This is a genomic window from Agromyces albus, assembly GCF_030815405.1.
In the GTDB taxonomy this organism is placed as follows: domain Bacteria; phylum Actinomycetota; class Actinomycetes; order Actinomycetales; family Microbacteriaceae; genus Agromyces; species Agromyces albus_A.
In genome coordinates this window covers 1,085,313-1,099,657 of sequence record NZ_JAUSWX010000001.1, presented here as the reverse complement: position 1 = coordinate 1,099,657, position 14,345 = coordinate 1,085,313, and the positions used below count along the sequence as shown (strand labels likewise).

Below are 14,345 nucleotides of genomic sequence, written 5' to 3'. Positions count from 1 at the left end.
TGTCGCAGAGTTGCGACCCAGGAGAGCTGATCGCTGGCACGAGCGATGTCGAAGCGCGGTGGCGCAGACGTGCGCGAGAGCGAAAGCAATAGATTGCCGGGAATTGCACGATGCGGCCGGGAACGCGAACAGTGCGTTGCCTGCCGGGTGCGGATTCAGTCTAGCATCACCGAATCCTTGGTCCGGACAGCCGACACGCCTCTCGGGAACGGATGCCCCAGGGCGGTCGCCGCGCGCGACGGCACGCTAGGCGGGCTGGACCGTCGCGCCCATGAAGTCGACCGCGAGCGGCAGGGCCTGCCACACGGTGTCGGCCGACGCCTCGACGAGCCTGATCGCCTCGGCGCGCGCGCTCGGGTCGCTCGCGAGCACGAGGATCGAGGGGCCCGCTCCCGAGACGACCGCAGGATGCCCCGCCGCGCGGAGCGCCCGGATGAGCCGGTCGGTCTCGGGCATCGCCTGTGCGCGGTAGTGCTGGTGCAGCTTGTCTTCCGTGGCCTGCAGGAGCAGCTCGGGGCTCTGGATGAGGGCCGCGATGAGCAGGGCGGAGCGCGAGACGTTGAACACCGCGTCTTCGTGCGGCACCGACTCAGGCTGCAGCGACCGCGCGAGGGCCGTCGACATCTCGTGCTCGGGCACGAGCACGAGCGGCGAGACGCCGCGGTGCACGATGAGCTTCTTGTGTCGTGGCCCCTCGGGAGTGACCCACGCAATCGTGAGCCCGCCGAAGAGCGCCGGCGCGACGTTGTCGGGGTGCCCCTCGAGCTCGGTCGCGAGGGCGAGCAACTCGTCGGGATCGAACTCCACGATTCCCTCGAGGAGCCCCTTCGCGGCGATCACGCCCGCTACGATCGCGGCGCCCGACGAACCGAGTCCGCGGCCATGGGGGATGCTGTTGTGCGCCACGAGCTTGAGCGGCGGCAGCTCGACGCCGGCGCGGGCGAACGTGTGCGCGATCGCGCGCACCACGAGGTGCGACGCGTCGAGCGGCACCTCGCCGGCACCCACGCCGTGCACCTCGATGTCGAGCCCCGGGCCATCCTGCCCAGTCGATGCCGTCGGAACCGACACCTCGAGGTCGTCGTAACGAGCGAGTGCGAGGCCCAGCGTGTCGAAGCCCGGCCCGAGGTTGGCCGAGGTGGCCGGCACCTTCACGTGCACGCGACGACCCGTGAGGTCTGGGCGCACGTCCGCGGCGGGCGCAGCGGCCGCGCTGGTCATGACGCGAGTCCGAGCACTGCGGCGACGGCCGCGGTGTCGACGGGCACGATCGTCGGCTGCACATCGGAGCCATCGGCCGTGCGAAGCGCCCACTGCGGGTCTTTCAGGCCGTGGCCGGTCACGGTGAGCACGACGCGCGCACCCGCGGGGACGACGCCGGCGGCCGAGCGCTCGAGCAGCCCTGCGACGCTGATGGCCGACGCGGGCTCGACGAAGATGCCGACCTCGGCCGAGAGGATGCGCTGCGCCTCGAGGATCTTGTCATCGTCGATGGCGCCGAAGTAACCGTCGGACTCGTCGCGTGCCTCGAGGGCGAGCTCCCACGACGCCGGATTGCCGATGCGGATCGCGCTCGCGATCGTGTCGGGATCGCGAACGACCTCGCCGCGCACGATCGGCGCGGAGCCGGATGCCTGGAAGCCGAACATTCGCGGCAGCCGCGTGGCGTTGCCGGCGGCGATGTCCTCACGGTAGCCGCGCGTGTACGCCGTGTAGTTGCCCGCGTTGCCGACGGGGATGAAGTGGAAGTCGGGCGCGTCGCCGAGCACCTCGACGACCTCGAACGCGGCCGTCTTCTGGCCCTCGATGCGGTCGTTGTTGACCGAGTTGACGAGGTGCACGGGGTAGTTCTCGGCGAGGTCGCGTGCAATGTCGAGGCAGTCGTCGAAGTTGCCCTGCACCTGGATGAGGTTCGCGTTGTGCGCGATCGCCTGGCTGAGTTTGCCGAGGGCGATCTTGCCCTCGGGCACGAGCACGGCGGCGGAGATGCCCGCGTGCGTCGCGTACGCCGCGGCCGAGGCCGAGGTGTTGCCGGTCGACGCGCAGATGACGACCTTGGCGCCGCGCTCGACGGCCTTCGTCACGGCCATGGTCATGCCGCGGTCCTTGAAGGAGCCCGTGGGGTTCATTCCCTCGAACTTCACCCACACGTCGGCGCCCGTGCGGTGCGAGAGCGCCGGGGCGGGCAGGAGCGGAGTTCCGCCTTCACCGAGGGTGACGACGGGCGTGGCATCCGTCACGTCGAGGCGATCGGCGTACTCGCGGATCACGCCGCGCCATTGACGCGAATCAGCCTTGGGGGCGATGGGGTTGTTCACTTACGTTCCTTCGACTCGGAGAACGGATGCCACGGATGCGACGACGGGACTCTGGGCGAGGGCGGCGACGGTCTCGGCGAGCGCGGACTCCTTCGCCTCATGCGTCCCGATGACCAGCGTAGCCCGCTGGGAGTCGTCGCTCACCGTCTGCTGGAGCTGCTCGACCGACACTCCGTGGTCGGCGAAGACGTGCGCGATCGTCGCGAGCACGCCCGGCTCGTCGACGACCTCGAGGGTGATCGCGTAGCGCGTCGTGATGCGCCCGATGTCGAGCACGGGCATCTCGGCGTGGGTTGACTCGGCCGTGCCGGGGCCGCCGATGACGTGGCGCCGCGCGATCGCCACGAGGTCGCCGAGCACCGCGGAGGCGGTCTGCACTCCCCCGGCGCCGGCGCCGTAGAACATCAGCGGGCCGGCTGCGGCGGCTTCGACGAACACGGCGTTGTTCGCCCCGTGCACGGCGGCGAGCGGATGGATCCGGGGCACGAGTGCCGGATAGACGCGCGCCGACACGCCCTCCTCACCCGTCTCGGGGTCGACGAGCCGCTCGCAGATCGCGAGGAGCTTCACGACGAAGCCAGCGCGCTTGGCTGACTCGACCTGCTCGGCGGTGACGCCCGTGATGCCCTCGCGGTGCACGGCCTCGACCGGAACGCTCGTGTGGAAGGCGAGGCTCGCGAGGATCGCGGCCTTCTGCGCGGCATCGTAGCCGCCGATGTCGGCGGTGGGGTCGGCCTCGGCATAGCCGAGCTCGGTGGCGGTCGCGAGGGCGTCTTCGAGGCTCGCGCCGGTCGTGTCCATGCGATCGAGGATGAAGTTCGTCGTGCCGTTGACGATGCCGAGGATGCGCTCGACCCGATCGCCCGCGAGGCTGTCGCGCAGCGGCCGGATGATCGGGATCGCGCCTGCGACGGCGGCCTCGTAGGAGAGCTGCGCGCCGACCTGCTCGGCCGCCGCGAAGAGCTCGGGCCCGTGCAGGGCGAGGAGCGCCTTGTTGCCCGTGACGACGTCGGCGCCCGACGAGATGGCGCTCAGCACGAGCGTGCGCGCCGGCTCGATGCCGCCCATGAGCTCGATGACGATGTCGGAGCCGAGGATGAGGCTCTCGGCATCGGTCGTGAAGAGTTCGCGCGGCAGCGGGCTGTCTCGCTTCGCCTCGAGGTCGCGCACGGCGATGCCCACGAGCTCGATTCGCGCACCGCTGCGCTGCGCGAGCTCGTCGGAGTGCTCGAGCAGCAGTCGGGCGACCTGCGAGCCCACCGATCCCGCCCCGAGCAGGCCGACGCGGATGGAGCGGTACTCGATCATGCAGGATTCCCTTCGGAGCCGGCTTGGCTCTCGTGTCCGGATGCCGCGAGGCCCGCGTCTCGGGCGAGCAGGTCGGCCTCGGTCTCGCCGCGCACGATCACGCGGGCGACCCCGTCGCGGACGGCGATCACGGGGGGCCGCGGCACGTGGTTGTAGTTCGACGCGAGCGACCAGCAGTACGCGCCGGTCGCGGCGACGGCGAGCAGGTCGCCCGGTGCGACATCCGCCGGCAGGTACTCGGCGTCGACGATGATGTCGCCGGACTCGCAGTGCTTGCCGGCGACACGTGCGAGCGCGGGCTCTGCAGCCGAAGTGCGGGAGGCGATGCGGGCGGAGTAGTCGGCACCATACAGGGCCGTGCGGGCGTTGTCGCTCATGCCGCCGTCGACCGAGACGTAGTGGCGCGTGCCGCCGTCGATCGGCACGGGCTTCACGGTGCCGACCGAGTAGAGGGTGATGCCCGCGGGGCCGATGATGGAGCGACCGGGCTCGAAGGCGAGCTTCGGCACGGGCACGCCCGCGGCGCGGCATCCGTCGGCGACGGCGTTCGCGATGCCCCGGGCGATCTCCTCGATCGGCGTCGGCTCGTCGGCCGAGGTGTAGGCGATGCCGAAGCCGCCGCCGAGGTTCAGCTCGGGCACGGGAGCGATCCGCGCGAGCTCGGCGTGCGCCGCGAGCAGCCGTTCGGCCGACTCGGCGAACCCCGCGGAGTCGAAGATCTGGGAGCCGATGTGGCAGTGCAGGCCGAGGAGGTCGAGCGAGGGGTGCGAACGGATGCGCGTGCCGAGCTCGACGGCCCGCTCGAGCGAGACGCCGAACTTCTGGTCTTCGTGCGCGGTCGCGAGGAACTCGTGGGTCGAGGCGTGCACGCCGCTGTTCACCCGGAGCCGCACGGGCTGGACCCGGCCGGCGCGCGCCGCGGCATCCGCCACCCGCTCGATCTCGATCTCACTGTCGATGATGATCGCGCCGACGCCGGCGACGACCGCCCGGTCGATCTCGACGAGCGACTTGTTGTTGCCGTGGAAGCCCAGCTGCGCGGGATCGGCGCCGGCCGCGAGCGCGACGGCGAGCTCGCCCCCGGTGCACACGTCGACCGCGAGCCCCTCGTCGGTCACCCAGCGCACGATCGCGCCCGAGAGGAACGCCTTGCCCGCGTAATAGATCGTCACAGTCGTGCCGACGGATGCCGCGGCGGCCTCGAACGCCGCGCGGATGCGCGCCGCGCGAGCCCGGGCATCGGCCTCGTCGACGACGTAGAGCGGCGTGCCGTACTCGGCCGCGAGGGACTCCGCGTCGCGGCCCGCGATCACGATGCGCCCGGCGTCGTCGCGCACCGCACTCGACGGCCACACGAGCGGCGCGAGCGCGTTGGCATCGGCGGGCACGCGGAGCCATCCGGGGACAGGGGCGGTGGTAGCCACGGTGGAAACCTCACGGGACGGGCGTATCGACGGGTCGCTCGCGGCGAGCGAACCCGGATTGGTTCCTGAAGCCTGCTGCGATTCCGCTCGCGCGGAACACGGGTGAGTCTATCGAGGGCGCGTTGAGCGGCCGAATCGGGTTGTCGCCGCGCTCGTCGCGTCAGTCGCAGCGGCCGGTCTGCTCGAGGCTCGCCCGGTCGAGCGTGATCCGCTGCGCGTCGAGTTCGATGTGCGCGGTGCCGGGCGCGACCGTGATGCTCGACACGTCGACTCCCTCGGGCAGGTACTGCGCGACGCAGACGTCGAGCGGGTCGTCGCCGACGAGCCTGGTGACCAGCTCCGAGACATCGATCGCGGCGCCACCGGTTCCGACCGTGACGTCGACCGGCTCGAGCAGCACCGAGTCGCCCGCGGCGGTCGGCTTCGCGGCGACCGAGTAGTCGACGGTGACGCCGAGCAGGTCGGTCGTGCCCTCGTAGCCGATCGTGCCCTCGCCGAACGTGAGGCCCCCGTCGACCCCGGGCACCGTGACGAGCCGGTTGACGGCGTCCTGGCCGATCTCGATCGTGGCGTCGACCTTCGCGACGGGCGCCGCGAGGTCGATGGGGACGCCTTCGGCGACGACGTCGACGTCGAGCGGCACCCCCTCGACGAGGAGCTGCGGGGCGCTGAGCTCGACGTGGTCGATGGTGCCCGCGAGGAGCTGCGCGATCATCGAGAAGCCTCCTATCGACACGTCGACCTCGCCTTCGACGCCGGCGGGAAGGCTTGCCTGGATCTGCTCGCGCGTGCGCTGCTCGGTGATGTTGCGCGTGATCACGTCGGCGACCACGAGGAGGGCGACGACCACGATCAGGAACACGACGATCGCGATTCCGCACCCGGCACGCCTGCGCGGGCGGCGGCGCCTGGCGGCGGGCGCTGCCGCCGGTGCGAACACCTCGGCCGGCCGGCCGTCGTCGCGTTCCGACATGGTGGCTCCCGTGTTCGAGGTGCGTTACATCCGCTCGGGCGCCGAGACGCCGAGCAGCTCGAGGCCGTTGCGGATCACCTGGCCCGTCGCGTCGTTCAGCCAGAGCCGGGTGCGGTGCAGGTCGCCGATCGGCTCGTCGCCGAGGGGCAGCACGCGGCAGTTGTCGTACCAGCGGTGGTAGAGGCCGGCGAGCTCCTCGATGTACCGCGCGACGCGATGGGGTTCGCGCAGCTCAGCCGCCTGGGCGACGATGCGCGGGAACTCCTGCAGCGCGCCGAGCAACGCCGACTCGGTCTCGTGGGTGAGCAGCTCTGGGGCGAACGACGAGCGGTCGAGGCCGACGGATGCCGCATTCCGGTCGACCGCGCACGTGCGGGCGTGCGCGTACTGCACGTAGAAGACGGGATTGTCGTTCGTGCGGCGGCGGAGGATCTCGGGATCGATCGTGAGCGGCGAGTCGGCCGGATAGCGCGCGAGCGTGTAGCGCAGCGCGTCGGTGCCGAGCCACGCCTGCAGGTCGTCGAGTTCGATGATGTTGCCCGCGCGCTTGGAGAGCTTCGCGCCGTTGATGCTCACGAGCTGGCCGATGAGCACCTCGATGTCGCGCTGCGGGTCGTCGCCGGCGGCCCCCGCGAGCGCCTTCAGGCGGTGCACGTATCCGTGGTGGTCGGCGCCGAGCAGGTAGATCTTGTGCGCGAAGCCGCGATCGCCCTTGTCGAGGTAGTACGCGGCATCCGCGGCGAAGTAGGTGTAGATGCCGTTGCCGCGGCGTATGACGCGATCTTTGTCGTCGCCGAAGTCGGTCGTGCGCACCCACACCGCATCATCGTCGTCGAAGACGTGTCCTTGGGCGCGAAGTCGCTCGACGGCGGTGTCGACATCGGAGAGCCCGTCGTCGCTCTTCGCGTGCAGTCGGCGTTCGCTCGTCCACACGTCGAAGTGCACGTTGAATCGTGCGAGGGAGTCGCGGATCTCGCCGAGCTGCAGCTCGTAGGCGATCTCGGTGGCCGTGTGCAGGGCGACGTCATCGGCGAGCGAGAGCAGGTTCGGCTCTCGCTCGAGCACGCGCGTGGCGAGGTCGGCGATGTAGCTGCCCGGGTAGCCGCCCTCGGGAGTGGGCTCACCCTTGGCGGCGGCGAGCACCGACAGGCCGAACGTGTCCATCTGGTTGCCCGCGTCGTTGATGTAGTACTCGTTCGCCACCTCGGCGCCCGCGGCGCGGAGGACTCGACCGATCGAGTCGCCGAGCGCGGCCCAGCGGGTGTGGCCGATGTGCAGCGGCCCGGTGGGGTTCGCCGAGACGAACTCGAGGTTGATGCGGCTGCCCGCGAGCGTGTCGCTGTGCCCGTATGCCGCGCCGGCTTCGACGATCCTCTTCGCGAGGGCGCCGGCCGCGGCCGCGTCGAGGCGGATGTTGATGAACCCGGGGCCGGCCACCTCGGTGCTCGCGACGCCGTCGACGTCGGCGAGTCCCGCCGCGAGCACGGTGGCGATCTCGCGCGGGTTCGCTCCGAGCGGCTTGGCCACCCGGAGTGCGATGCTCGACGCCCAGTCGCCGTGCTCGCGGAGCTTCGGTCGCTCGAGCGTGACCGCCTCGGGTGCGAGCTCGAGCGCGACCTCGGCACCGGCCGCGCGACGACGCTCGATGAGCGCGGTCACGAGGTCGAAGAGGGCACGCGAGAGTTCGGCGGGAGTCACCCGCAAATCCTACCCGCGCGATTGATAGGGTTCGTGACATGCCGCCGTCGATCCGCCTCCACCGCACCCGCCCTGCCGGCCTCGCGATCATCGCGGCGGCATCCGTCGTCTTCCTCGGCGGATGCACCGGGGAGGCACCAGAGCCCACCGCCACGGCAGCGCCCACGGCATCCGAGACCCCTGCAGCCACCGAGCCCGTGCCCACCGAGACGGCCGAGCCGCCGGTTCCCTTCGCGATCGAGTGCGACGCGTTGCTCACGCCGCAGAACGTCTACGACTTCAATCCCAACTTCGGCGTCGACCCCGAGTACGCGCCGTCGGCCGAGGGCGTCAGGGGAGTCGTCGACGAGGCCGGCACCGCGTGCGGATGGCTGAACCAGACGAGCGGGGAGGTCATCGAGGTGGGCGTCGCCACTCCCCCGCCGTCGGCCCTCGACGCTCGCAAGAATGCCGCGGCGCTCGCCAGCAAGCCCGTGCCCACCTATGGCACGCCGCCCGACGTCGAAGGCTACTTCCTCCAGTCCGGCGGCAGCGGCGCGGCCCAGGTCTTCCACGGTCCGTACTGGATCGTCATCGACTCGCCCTCGCTCTTCGAGCCCGGCGACGCGCAACTGCTCGTGACCGCGGTGCTCGGCAACCTGCCCGACGCCTGAGGCGGTTCGACACCATGCCGTCGAACTCCGCAACGGGCACCCCGTCGTGGCTCGGGGCGGTCAACGACCGTGCCGGCCTGTCGGTGCTGCTCGACCACGGACCGCTCACGCGGAACCGCATCTGCGAACTCGTGGGGGTCTCGAAGCCGACCGCCTCGCAGATGATGTCGAGGCTCCTCGCTGCCGGGGTCATCGAGGAGCACGGCCGCACCTCGGGTTCGGCCGGTCGCACGGCCGTGCTGTACGCGCCGCGCACCGACCGGCCGCTCGGCGTCGCGCTCGACCTCGACGCCTTCGAGTTGCGAGCCACGGTGGTCGACGCGGCGGGCGGAGACCGGCCGATCGTGCGCCTGCCGCTGCCTCGCGACGCCACCGAGCGGTCGGCCGTCGATGAGGTCTCCTGGGCGATCGCCGAAGCCAGCGCCGCCGCCGGCACCGACCCCGACGCCGTGCACTCGGTGTGCATCGGCATTCCGGGCTACGTCGACCCCGGACCGTCGGGCGAGCTGTTCAGCGAGACATTGCCCGGCTGGCCCGCCCGTCGCCTGCGGCCCATCCTCGAGGCCGAGCTCGGCCGCGCCGTGGCCATCGAGAACGACGTGAACCTCGCCGCGCTCGCCGAGCGCGAGTACGGCGCGGGGGCCGACAACGACGTGTTCGTGCTGCTCTGGCTCGGCAACGGCATCGGGGCGTCGTTCGACGTCGCCGGCGACCTGCACCGCGGCAGCTTCGGCGGCGCAGGCGAGATCGGGTTCCTGCCGCTCTCGGCCGAGGCGAACGCGGCCGATCCCTCGGCGCGGAGCATGCAGGATCTCGTCGGCGGCCGGGCGGTGGCACACCTCGCCAAGTCTCACGGTCTCGACGTCGGCGGATACCACGCGACGCGCGCCGCGCTCGCAGCGCCCGAGGCGAGCGCCGTGCGCGATCTCGTCTTCGCCGACCTCGCCGAGCGCGTCGCGCACGTTGCCCTTCCGCTGCTCGCCACGCTCGACCCCGGTCGAGTGGTGCTCGCGGGCCCCACGGCGAGCATCGGCGGCGAGGCGTTCGCGAACGACGTCGCGCGCGCCATCCGCCGGCTGAGCCGATGGTCGCCAGAGGTCGTGGCGACGGGCGTCGGCAGTGACCCCGTGCTGCACGGCGCGAAACTGCTGCTCACCGGAAAGGTGAGGGAAGAGCTGCTCGACACGGTCGCCCGCCTCGACCTCGCGACCTGAGCCGGGCGTCGTCGCGGCGCGGTCGCGGCGTCGTCGCGGCGTCCGGCGCGATCTGGCACCCCGCCGCGAAGTGGTAGTCTTTTCAGCTGTGCGCCTCCGTAGCTCAGGGGATAGAGCGCCGGTTTCCGGTACCGTAGGTCGGGGGTTCGAATCCCTCCGGGGGCACAACTGACAACGCGAGATCAGCTCGGCTGATCGAGCGGAGTCACCATCGCGGCACGAGAGCCCTGGCCACAAGCCGGGGCTTTTTCGCGTCGGTCGTGCCGGGTACGCCGCCGCTTCCTCACCCCGCGACGACGGCGGCGCTACGCTGACGGCGACGACGATCCGTGCGCTCCCCCAACGAAACGGGCCGCTCGTTCGTCTCAAGAGGTGACGGGGGAATCCGCCGCCGTCGGGAGGAGTCGGGGTGGCCCGGTCGTGGGATGCGGTGGCGACGAAGCTCGTCGTCGAGCGCGGCGATGCGCTCAGCCGCTACGCCTACCTGCTCACGGGCAGCGTCGACGACGCCGCCGACCTCGTGCAGGACGCGCTTGTGCGCACCTTCGGCACGCCGAGGTTCGGCCTCACGCTGCCCAGGGCCGAGGCCTACGTGCGCCGCGCCATCCTGAACGCGGTGATCGATCGCTCGAGACGCGACGGCACCTGGCGAAAGGTGCGGCATCTCACGCTGGCTCCCACCTCGGTGGAGCCGGCGGATGCCGCGAGCGATGAGCGACTCGACCTGCTCGAGCGCATTCGCGGGCTGGCACCTCGCCAGGCCGCCTGCATCGTGCTGCGCTACTACGACGACCTCACCGTCGACCGGGTCGCCCAGTCGCTCGGCATCAGCTCGGGTGCGGTGAAGCGCTACCTGAGCGACGGACTGCGCGCGCTCTCCTCGGCAATCGATCCGGCGGGCGAACGCTCGACGCGAACGGGAGGCGATCATGTCAGCAGATGACCCGAACGGCATCCGAGGCGGGCTCAAGCGAGCGGCGGATGGCGCGGCGCCCCGTGCGATCGACCTCGACGCGGTGCTCACGGCGAGCCGGGCCCGCCGTCGGGCGGGACGCACGGCCGTCGTCGGTGCCAGCAGCGCGGCGGCGACGCTCCTCGCGGTGGGCGGCCTCGTGATGGGACTCCAGGGCACCGGTCTGCTCACGACAACCGCCGACTCCGACCCCGACTCGGCGAGCATCGCCGAATCCCCGATGGAAGCGCGTGAGGAGTCGGCAGACGGGTTCGCGTCAGACGCCTCGCTCGCACCGCCCGAGGAGGTGAATCCCTGCGGTGCCCCGGTCGCCGAGGCGACGGATGCCGCGGGCGGCAGCCTCTCCGTCGCGGTCGAGCCCATTGCGGCGGTACCGACCGGCGGCGTCGGCAGCGCCCGGGTCACGGTGACGAACCCCGGTCCGGCGACCGTCGCGGGTGAGGTGCGGGTCGCTCCGGCCATGACGATCGCGGACGACGGCGTCACCGTCTGGCACTCGAACGGCGCGGTGTCGCCCGAGACGACTCCAGTCGCGCTCGCACCCGGCGAATCGATCCAGCTCGAAGGACTCGTCGACGCGGTCTCGTGCACGGCCACTGAGGAAACCGCTGAGGAGTTCCCGCCGGGCCTGCCCCCACTCACTCCGGGAACGTACGGCGTGACGGCCGTCGTGGTGTTCGTCGCGGACGGCACTGGCGCCCCCGAGTACCTCATCGCGCCGCTCGCGCCGCTCACCGTGGAGTGAGGACTCCGATCGGGTCGTGGACGACCTGATGCTCTCCCCCATAGACTCGGAATCGTCCGTCTCGGACGGGGGAAAGGCTCTGGTGCATGCGGTCCGTACGCAAGGCTTCCGTTCTCCTGGCCGTCATCGCAGGGGCGGCGATCGCCACCGGCATCCCCGGCACCGCGTGGGCTGAGGATCCGGTCTCGTTCGGCTCGGCATCGCCGATCGTCGACTCGGTGGGCGCACTCGGCGGCGAGGCCGACGAGGTCGTCGCCGCGATCGACGAGACCGCCGATGCCAACGGCAGGCAGCTCTTCGTGGCCTACGTCGACGAGTTCACGAACCCCGCTGCCGCCGACGCCTGGGCCGACGAGACGGCGCTCGCCAACAACATGGGAGCCGAAGACTACCTGCTCGCGGTCGCGATCGATGGACGTGCCTACTACCTGTCCGCGGCGAGCGACGCGTCGCTCTCGGCCGAGGAGCTCGACCGCATCAGCCTCGAGGTCATCGAACCGGAGCTCCGCGATGAGGACTGGGCCGGCGCTGCCATTGCGGCGGCCGAGGCGCTGCGCGGCGGATCCGGCGGGGCGGGCGGGGGCTGGGGATTCCTCTGGTTCATCGTGATCGCCGCGGCCGTCGTCGTGGTCATCGCCATCGTGCTCTCGCGGCGGAAGAAGCGGCAGTCTTCACAGGAGGGCGCGGAGCAGGCCCCGCAGCTCTCCGTCGAGGAGTTGCGCCGGCAGGCCGGCACCGCCCTCGTCCAGGCCGACGACGCCGTGAAGACGAGCGAGGAGGAGCTCGGCTTCGCGATCGCCTCCTACGGCGAGGATGCAACCGACGGCTTCCGCTCCGCGCTCGACGGGGCGAAGGAGAAGCTCGCCGAGGCCTTCACGCTGCAGCAGCGACTCGACGATGCGGAGCGCGACACCGACGACGAACGTCGCGAGTGGTACGGCGCCATCATCCGCCTGGCCGGCGAGGCCGACGTGCTCCTCGACGAGCAGGCCGAGCGCTTCGACGAATTGCGCGACCTCGAGCGCAACGCCCCCGCCGAGCTCGAGAGGGTCGCGGCCGCCGCCTCGGTCACCGAGTCGGCGATCGCCCCGGCGGCGGAGCGACTCGCAGCACTGCAGACGCAGTATGCAGCATCCGCTCTCACCGCCATCGCCGACAACACCGCCCAGGCCGAGTCGCGCATGGGCTTCGCCCGAGAGACGCTCGCCGCCGCCAGCTCCGCGATCACCGAGGGTGATCCGGCACGAGCCGCGGTCGGCATCCGCGCGGCGGAGGAGGCCGTCGACCAGGCGAAGCTCCTCACCGACGCCGTCGAGCGGCTCGCCAACGACCTCGTCGCGGCCGACCAGGCCGTCGCGGCCGGCGTCGCCGAACTCGACCGCGACGTGCAGGCTGCACGCGCCCTCGGCGACCCGGCGGCCGCGGCGCTCGCAGATCGCATCGCCGCCGAGGGGGCCGCGCTGCGAGCAGGTGTCACGCAGCCGGGTCGCGACCCGATCGCCCTGCAGGCTCGCCTCGAACAGGCCGACGCCGAGATCGACTCCGCCATCCAGGGGGTACGCGACGCCGCCGAGCAGGCGGCCCGCGCCCTGGCGCAGCTCGGCCGCTCGCTCGGGAGCGCTCGCGCGCGCGTGCAAGCCGCCGAGGACTACCTCGTCGCGAGGCGTGGCGCCGTCGGGGCGGAAGCGCGCACCCGGCTCGCGGAGGCCGGACGACTCATCGTCGAGGCCGAGGACGCCGCGCAGGCGCACCCTGAAGCGGCCCTCGTCGCAGCGCAGCGCGCCGAGCGGCTCGCGAGCGAGGCGATGTCGCTCGCGCAGCGCGACGTGGGCGGCTTCGGCGGCGGCATGGGCGGCTTGGGAGACCTCGGCGGATTCGGAGGACTCGGCGGCGGCGGCGCGGGACGCAGCTCGAGCGGCGGCGACCTCTTCGGCGCAGTGCTCGGCGGCATCCTCATCGACTCGGTGCTCGGCGGCGGCGGCCGCGGCCGCGGCGGCGGCTTCGGCGGGGGCGGTTTCGGCGGAGGTGGTTTCGGCGGCGGCGGGCGCAGTTCCGGCCGGTCGCCAGGCAGCTTCGGGGGCTCGGGCACGCGCTCCCGTCGCGGGAGTGGAGGCCGATTCTGACCTCCACCGCCCGCCGACCGGGCCCGCGATCGGCGCGCGAGGGCTGACGCCGGCAACACCGACACGACGAGACGACGATCACGACGAGACGACGACCACCACGAAAGGAACGACCATGGCAAAGCACTCCATCTTCGGACGGATCTCGCAGCTCCTGCGAGCCAACATCAACGCCCTCATCGATCAGGCGGAAGACCCGCAGCTCATGCTGGACCAGATCGTGCGCGACTTCACCAACAGCATCGCCGATGCCGAGGCCGCGATCGCCGAGACCATCGGAAACCTGCGTCTCCTCGAAGACGACCATCGTGAAGACGTCGAGGCAGCACGTGAGTGGGGCGACAAGGCCATCGCCGCGAGCCGCAAGGGCGATGAGCTGCGCAGCTCCGGCGACGCCGCCGGCGCCGACAAGTTCGACAACCTCGCGAAGGTCGCACTGAGCCGCCAGATCTCCGCCGAGAACGAGGCGAGGGCAGCCGAGCCGCAGATCGCCGCGCAGACCGAGGTCGTCGACAAGCTCAAGAGCGGCCTGAACGGCATGAAGGAGAAGCTCGTCCAGCTGCAGAACAAGCGCTCCGAGCTCGTCGCCCGTGCGAAGACCGCCCAAGCGCAGCGCCAGGTTCAGGACGCGGTGAAGTCGATCGACATCCTTGACCCCACGAGCGAGATCGGCCGCTTCGAGGACAAGATCCGTCGTGAGGAGGCGGTCGTGCGCGGACAGGCCGAGCTCACCGCCTCGAGCCTCGACGCGCAGTTCAACGAGCTCGACGACCTCGGCGAGCTCACCGAGGTCGACGCCCGACTGGCCGCGCTCAAGGCCGGCGGCCCCCCGCAGGGCGCCATCTCGCACTGAGCGGATGCCACGACGGCCGCGCCGTGCGATCGAATCGCGCGGCGCGGCCGTCGTCTGCCGGAG

At 71.6% G+C, this 14,345-nt stretch carries 12 protein-coding genes and 1 tRNA gene; 7 read left to right on the top strand and 6 right to left on the bottom strand.

All coding sequences use genetic code 11. From position 1 onward, the window contains the following. Positions 1-246: 246 nt before the first annotated feature. The 6 genes from thrB to QFZ29_RS05060 all read right to left on the bottom strand — a co-directional run bounded on the left by thrB (position 247) and on the right by QFZ29_RS05060 (position 7,721). Positions 247-1,221, bottom strand: coding sequence for a homoserine kinase (thrB, locus tag QFZ29_RS05085; protein ID WP_306893143.1), 975 nt, complete (start codon positions 1,219-1,221; stop codon positions 247-249). Then, entirely contained in the window at positions 1,218-2,318 is a 1,101-nt protein-coding gene (gene thrC, locus QFZ29_RS05080; RefSeq protein ID WP_306893142.1) for a threonine synthase, read from the bottom strand. The genes thrB and thrC overlap by 4 nt, the downstream gene beginning before the upstream one ends. Beyond that, the gene (locus tag QFZ29_RS05075) at positions 2,319-3,626 is read right to left on the bottom strand and encodes a homoserine dehydrogenase (RefSeq protein ID WP_306893141.1); all 1,308 of its coding nucleotides are present in this window, start codon (positions 3,624-3,626) and stop codon (positions 2,319-2,321) included. It abuts the gene before it with no gap. After that, on the bottom strand, positions 3,623-5,050 hold the full coding sequence (lysA, locus tag QFZ29_RS05070; protein ID WP_306893140.1) for a diaminopimelate decarboxylase: 1,428 nt from the start codon (positions 5,048-5,050) through the stop codon (positions 3,623-3,625). The genes QFZ29_RS05075 and lysA overlap by 4 nt, the downstream gene beginning before the upstream one ends. Positions 5,051-5,210: 160 nt before the next feature. Further along, on the bottom strand, positions 5,211-6,023 hold the full coding sequence (locus tag QFZ29_RS05065) for an LmeA family phospholipid-binding protein (RefSeq protein ID WP_306893139.1): 813 nt from the start codon (positions 6,021-6,023) through the stop codon (positions 5,211-5,213). Between the two features lie 24 nt (positions 6,024-6,047). Beyond that, entirely contained in the window at positions 6,048-7,721 is a 1,674-nt protein-coding gene (locus QFZ29_RS05060) for an arginine--tRNA ligase (protein WP_306893138.1), read from the bottom strand. Between the two features lie 38 nt (positions 7,722-7,759). Here QFZ29_RS05060 and QFZ29_RS05055 point away from each other — a divergent pair, with 38 nt between their 5' ends. The 7 genes from QFZ29_RS05055 (at position 7,760) to QFZ29_RS05025 (ending at position 14,282) form a co-directional block, all read left to right on the top strand. Next, positions 7,760-8,374, top strand: a complete 615-nt coding sequence (locus QFZ29_RS05055) for an iron ABC transporter ATP-binding protein (RefSeq protein ID WP_306893137.1) — start codon at positions 7,760-7,762, stop codon at positions 8,372-8,374. A gap of 14 nt (positions 8,375-8,388) precedes the next feature. Further along, complete coding sequence (locus QFZ29_RS05050) at positions 8,389-9,588, top strand: ROK family transcriptional regulator (RefSeq protein ID WP_306893136.1); 1,200 nt, start codon at positions 8,389-8,391, stop codon at positions 9,586-9,588. 92 nt (positions 9,589-9,680) lie between these two features. Continuing rightward, positions 9,681-9,753: transfer RNA gene (locus QFZ29_RS05045), tRNA-Arg, on the top strand. A 244-nt stretch (positions 9,754-9,997) separates the two neighbouring features. Further along, entirely contained in the window at positions 9,998-10,531 is a 534-nt protein-coding gene (locus QFZ29_RS05040; RefSeq protein WP_306893135.1) for a sigma-70 family RNA polymerase sigma factor, read from the top strand. Then, the gene (locus tag QFZ29_RS05035) at positions 10,518-11,306 is read left to right on the top strand and encodes a hypothetical protein (RefSeq protein ID WP_306893134.1); all 789 of its coding nucleotides are present in this window, start codon (positions 10,518-10,520) and stop codon (positions 11,304-11,306) included. The genes QFZ29_RS05040 and QFZ29_RS05035 overlap by 14 nt, the downstream gene beginning before the upstream one ends. Before the next feature lie 86 nt (positions 11,307-11,392). Then, positions 11,393-13,429, top strand: a complete 2,037-nt coding sequence (locus QFZ29_RS05030) for a TPM domain-containing protein (protein WP_306893133.1) — start codon at positions 11,393-11,395, stop codon at positions 13,427-13,429. A 115-nt stretch (positions 13,430-13,544) separates the two neighbouring features. Then, on the top strand, positions 13,545-14,282 hold the full coding sequence (locus QFZ29_RS05025; protein WP_306893132.1) for a PspA/IM30 family protein: 738 nt from the start codon (positions 13,545-13,547) through the stop codon (positions 14,280-14,282). Positions 14,283-14,345 lie beyond the last annotated feature (63 nt).

Bases quoted from the DNA above. Each gene is read 5' to 3' on its own strand.
- thrB (WP_306893143.1), bottom strand. From the start codon at position 1,221: ATGACCAGCGCGGCCGCTGCGCCCGCCGCGGACGTGCGCCCAGACCTC.
- QFZ29_RS05075 (WP_306893141.1), bottom strand. From the start codon at position 3,626: ATGATCGAGTACCGCTCCATCCGCGTCGGCCTGCTCGGGGCGGGATCG.
- QFZ29_RS05065 (WP_306893139.1), bottom strand. From the start codon at position 6,023: ATGTCGGAACGCGACGACGGCCGGCCGGCCGAGGTGTTCGCACCGGCG.
- QFZ29_RS05055 (WP_306893137.1), top strand. From the start codon at position 7,760: ATGCCGCCGTCGATCCGCCTCCACCGCACCCGCCCTGCCGGCCTCGCG.
- QFZ29_RS05050 (WP_306893136.1), top strand. From the start codon at position 8,389: ATGCCGTCGAACTCCGCAACGGGCACCCCGTCGTGGCTCGGGGCGGTC.
- QFZ29_RS05035 (WP_306893134.1), top strand. From the start codon at position 10,518: ATGTCAGCAGATGACCCGAACGGCATCCGAGGCGGGCTCAAGCGAGCG.
- QFZ29_RS05030 (WP_306893133.1), top strand. From the start codon at position 11,393: ATGCGGTCCGTACGCAAGGCTTCCGTTCTCCTGGCCGTCATCGCAGGG.
- QFZ29_RS05025 (WP_306893132.1), top strand. From the start codon at position 13,545: ATGGCAAAGCACTCCATCTTCGGACGGATCTCGCAGCTCCTGCGAGCC.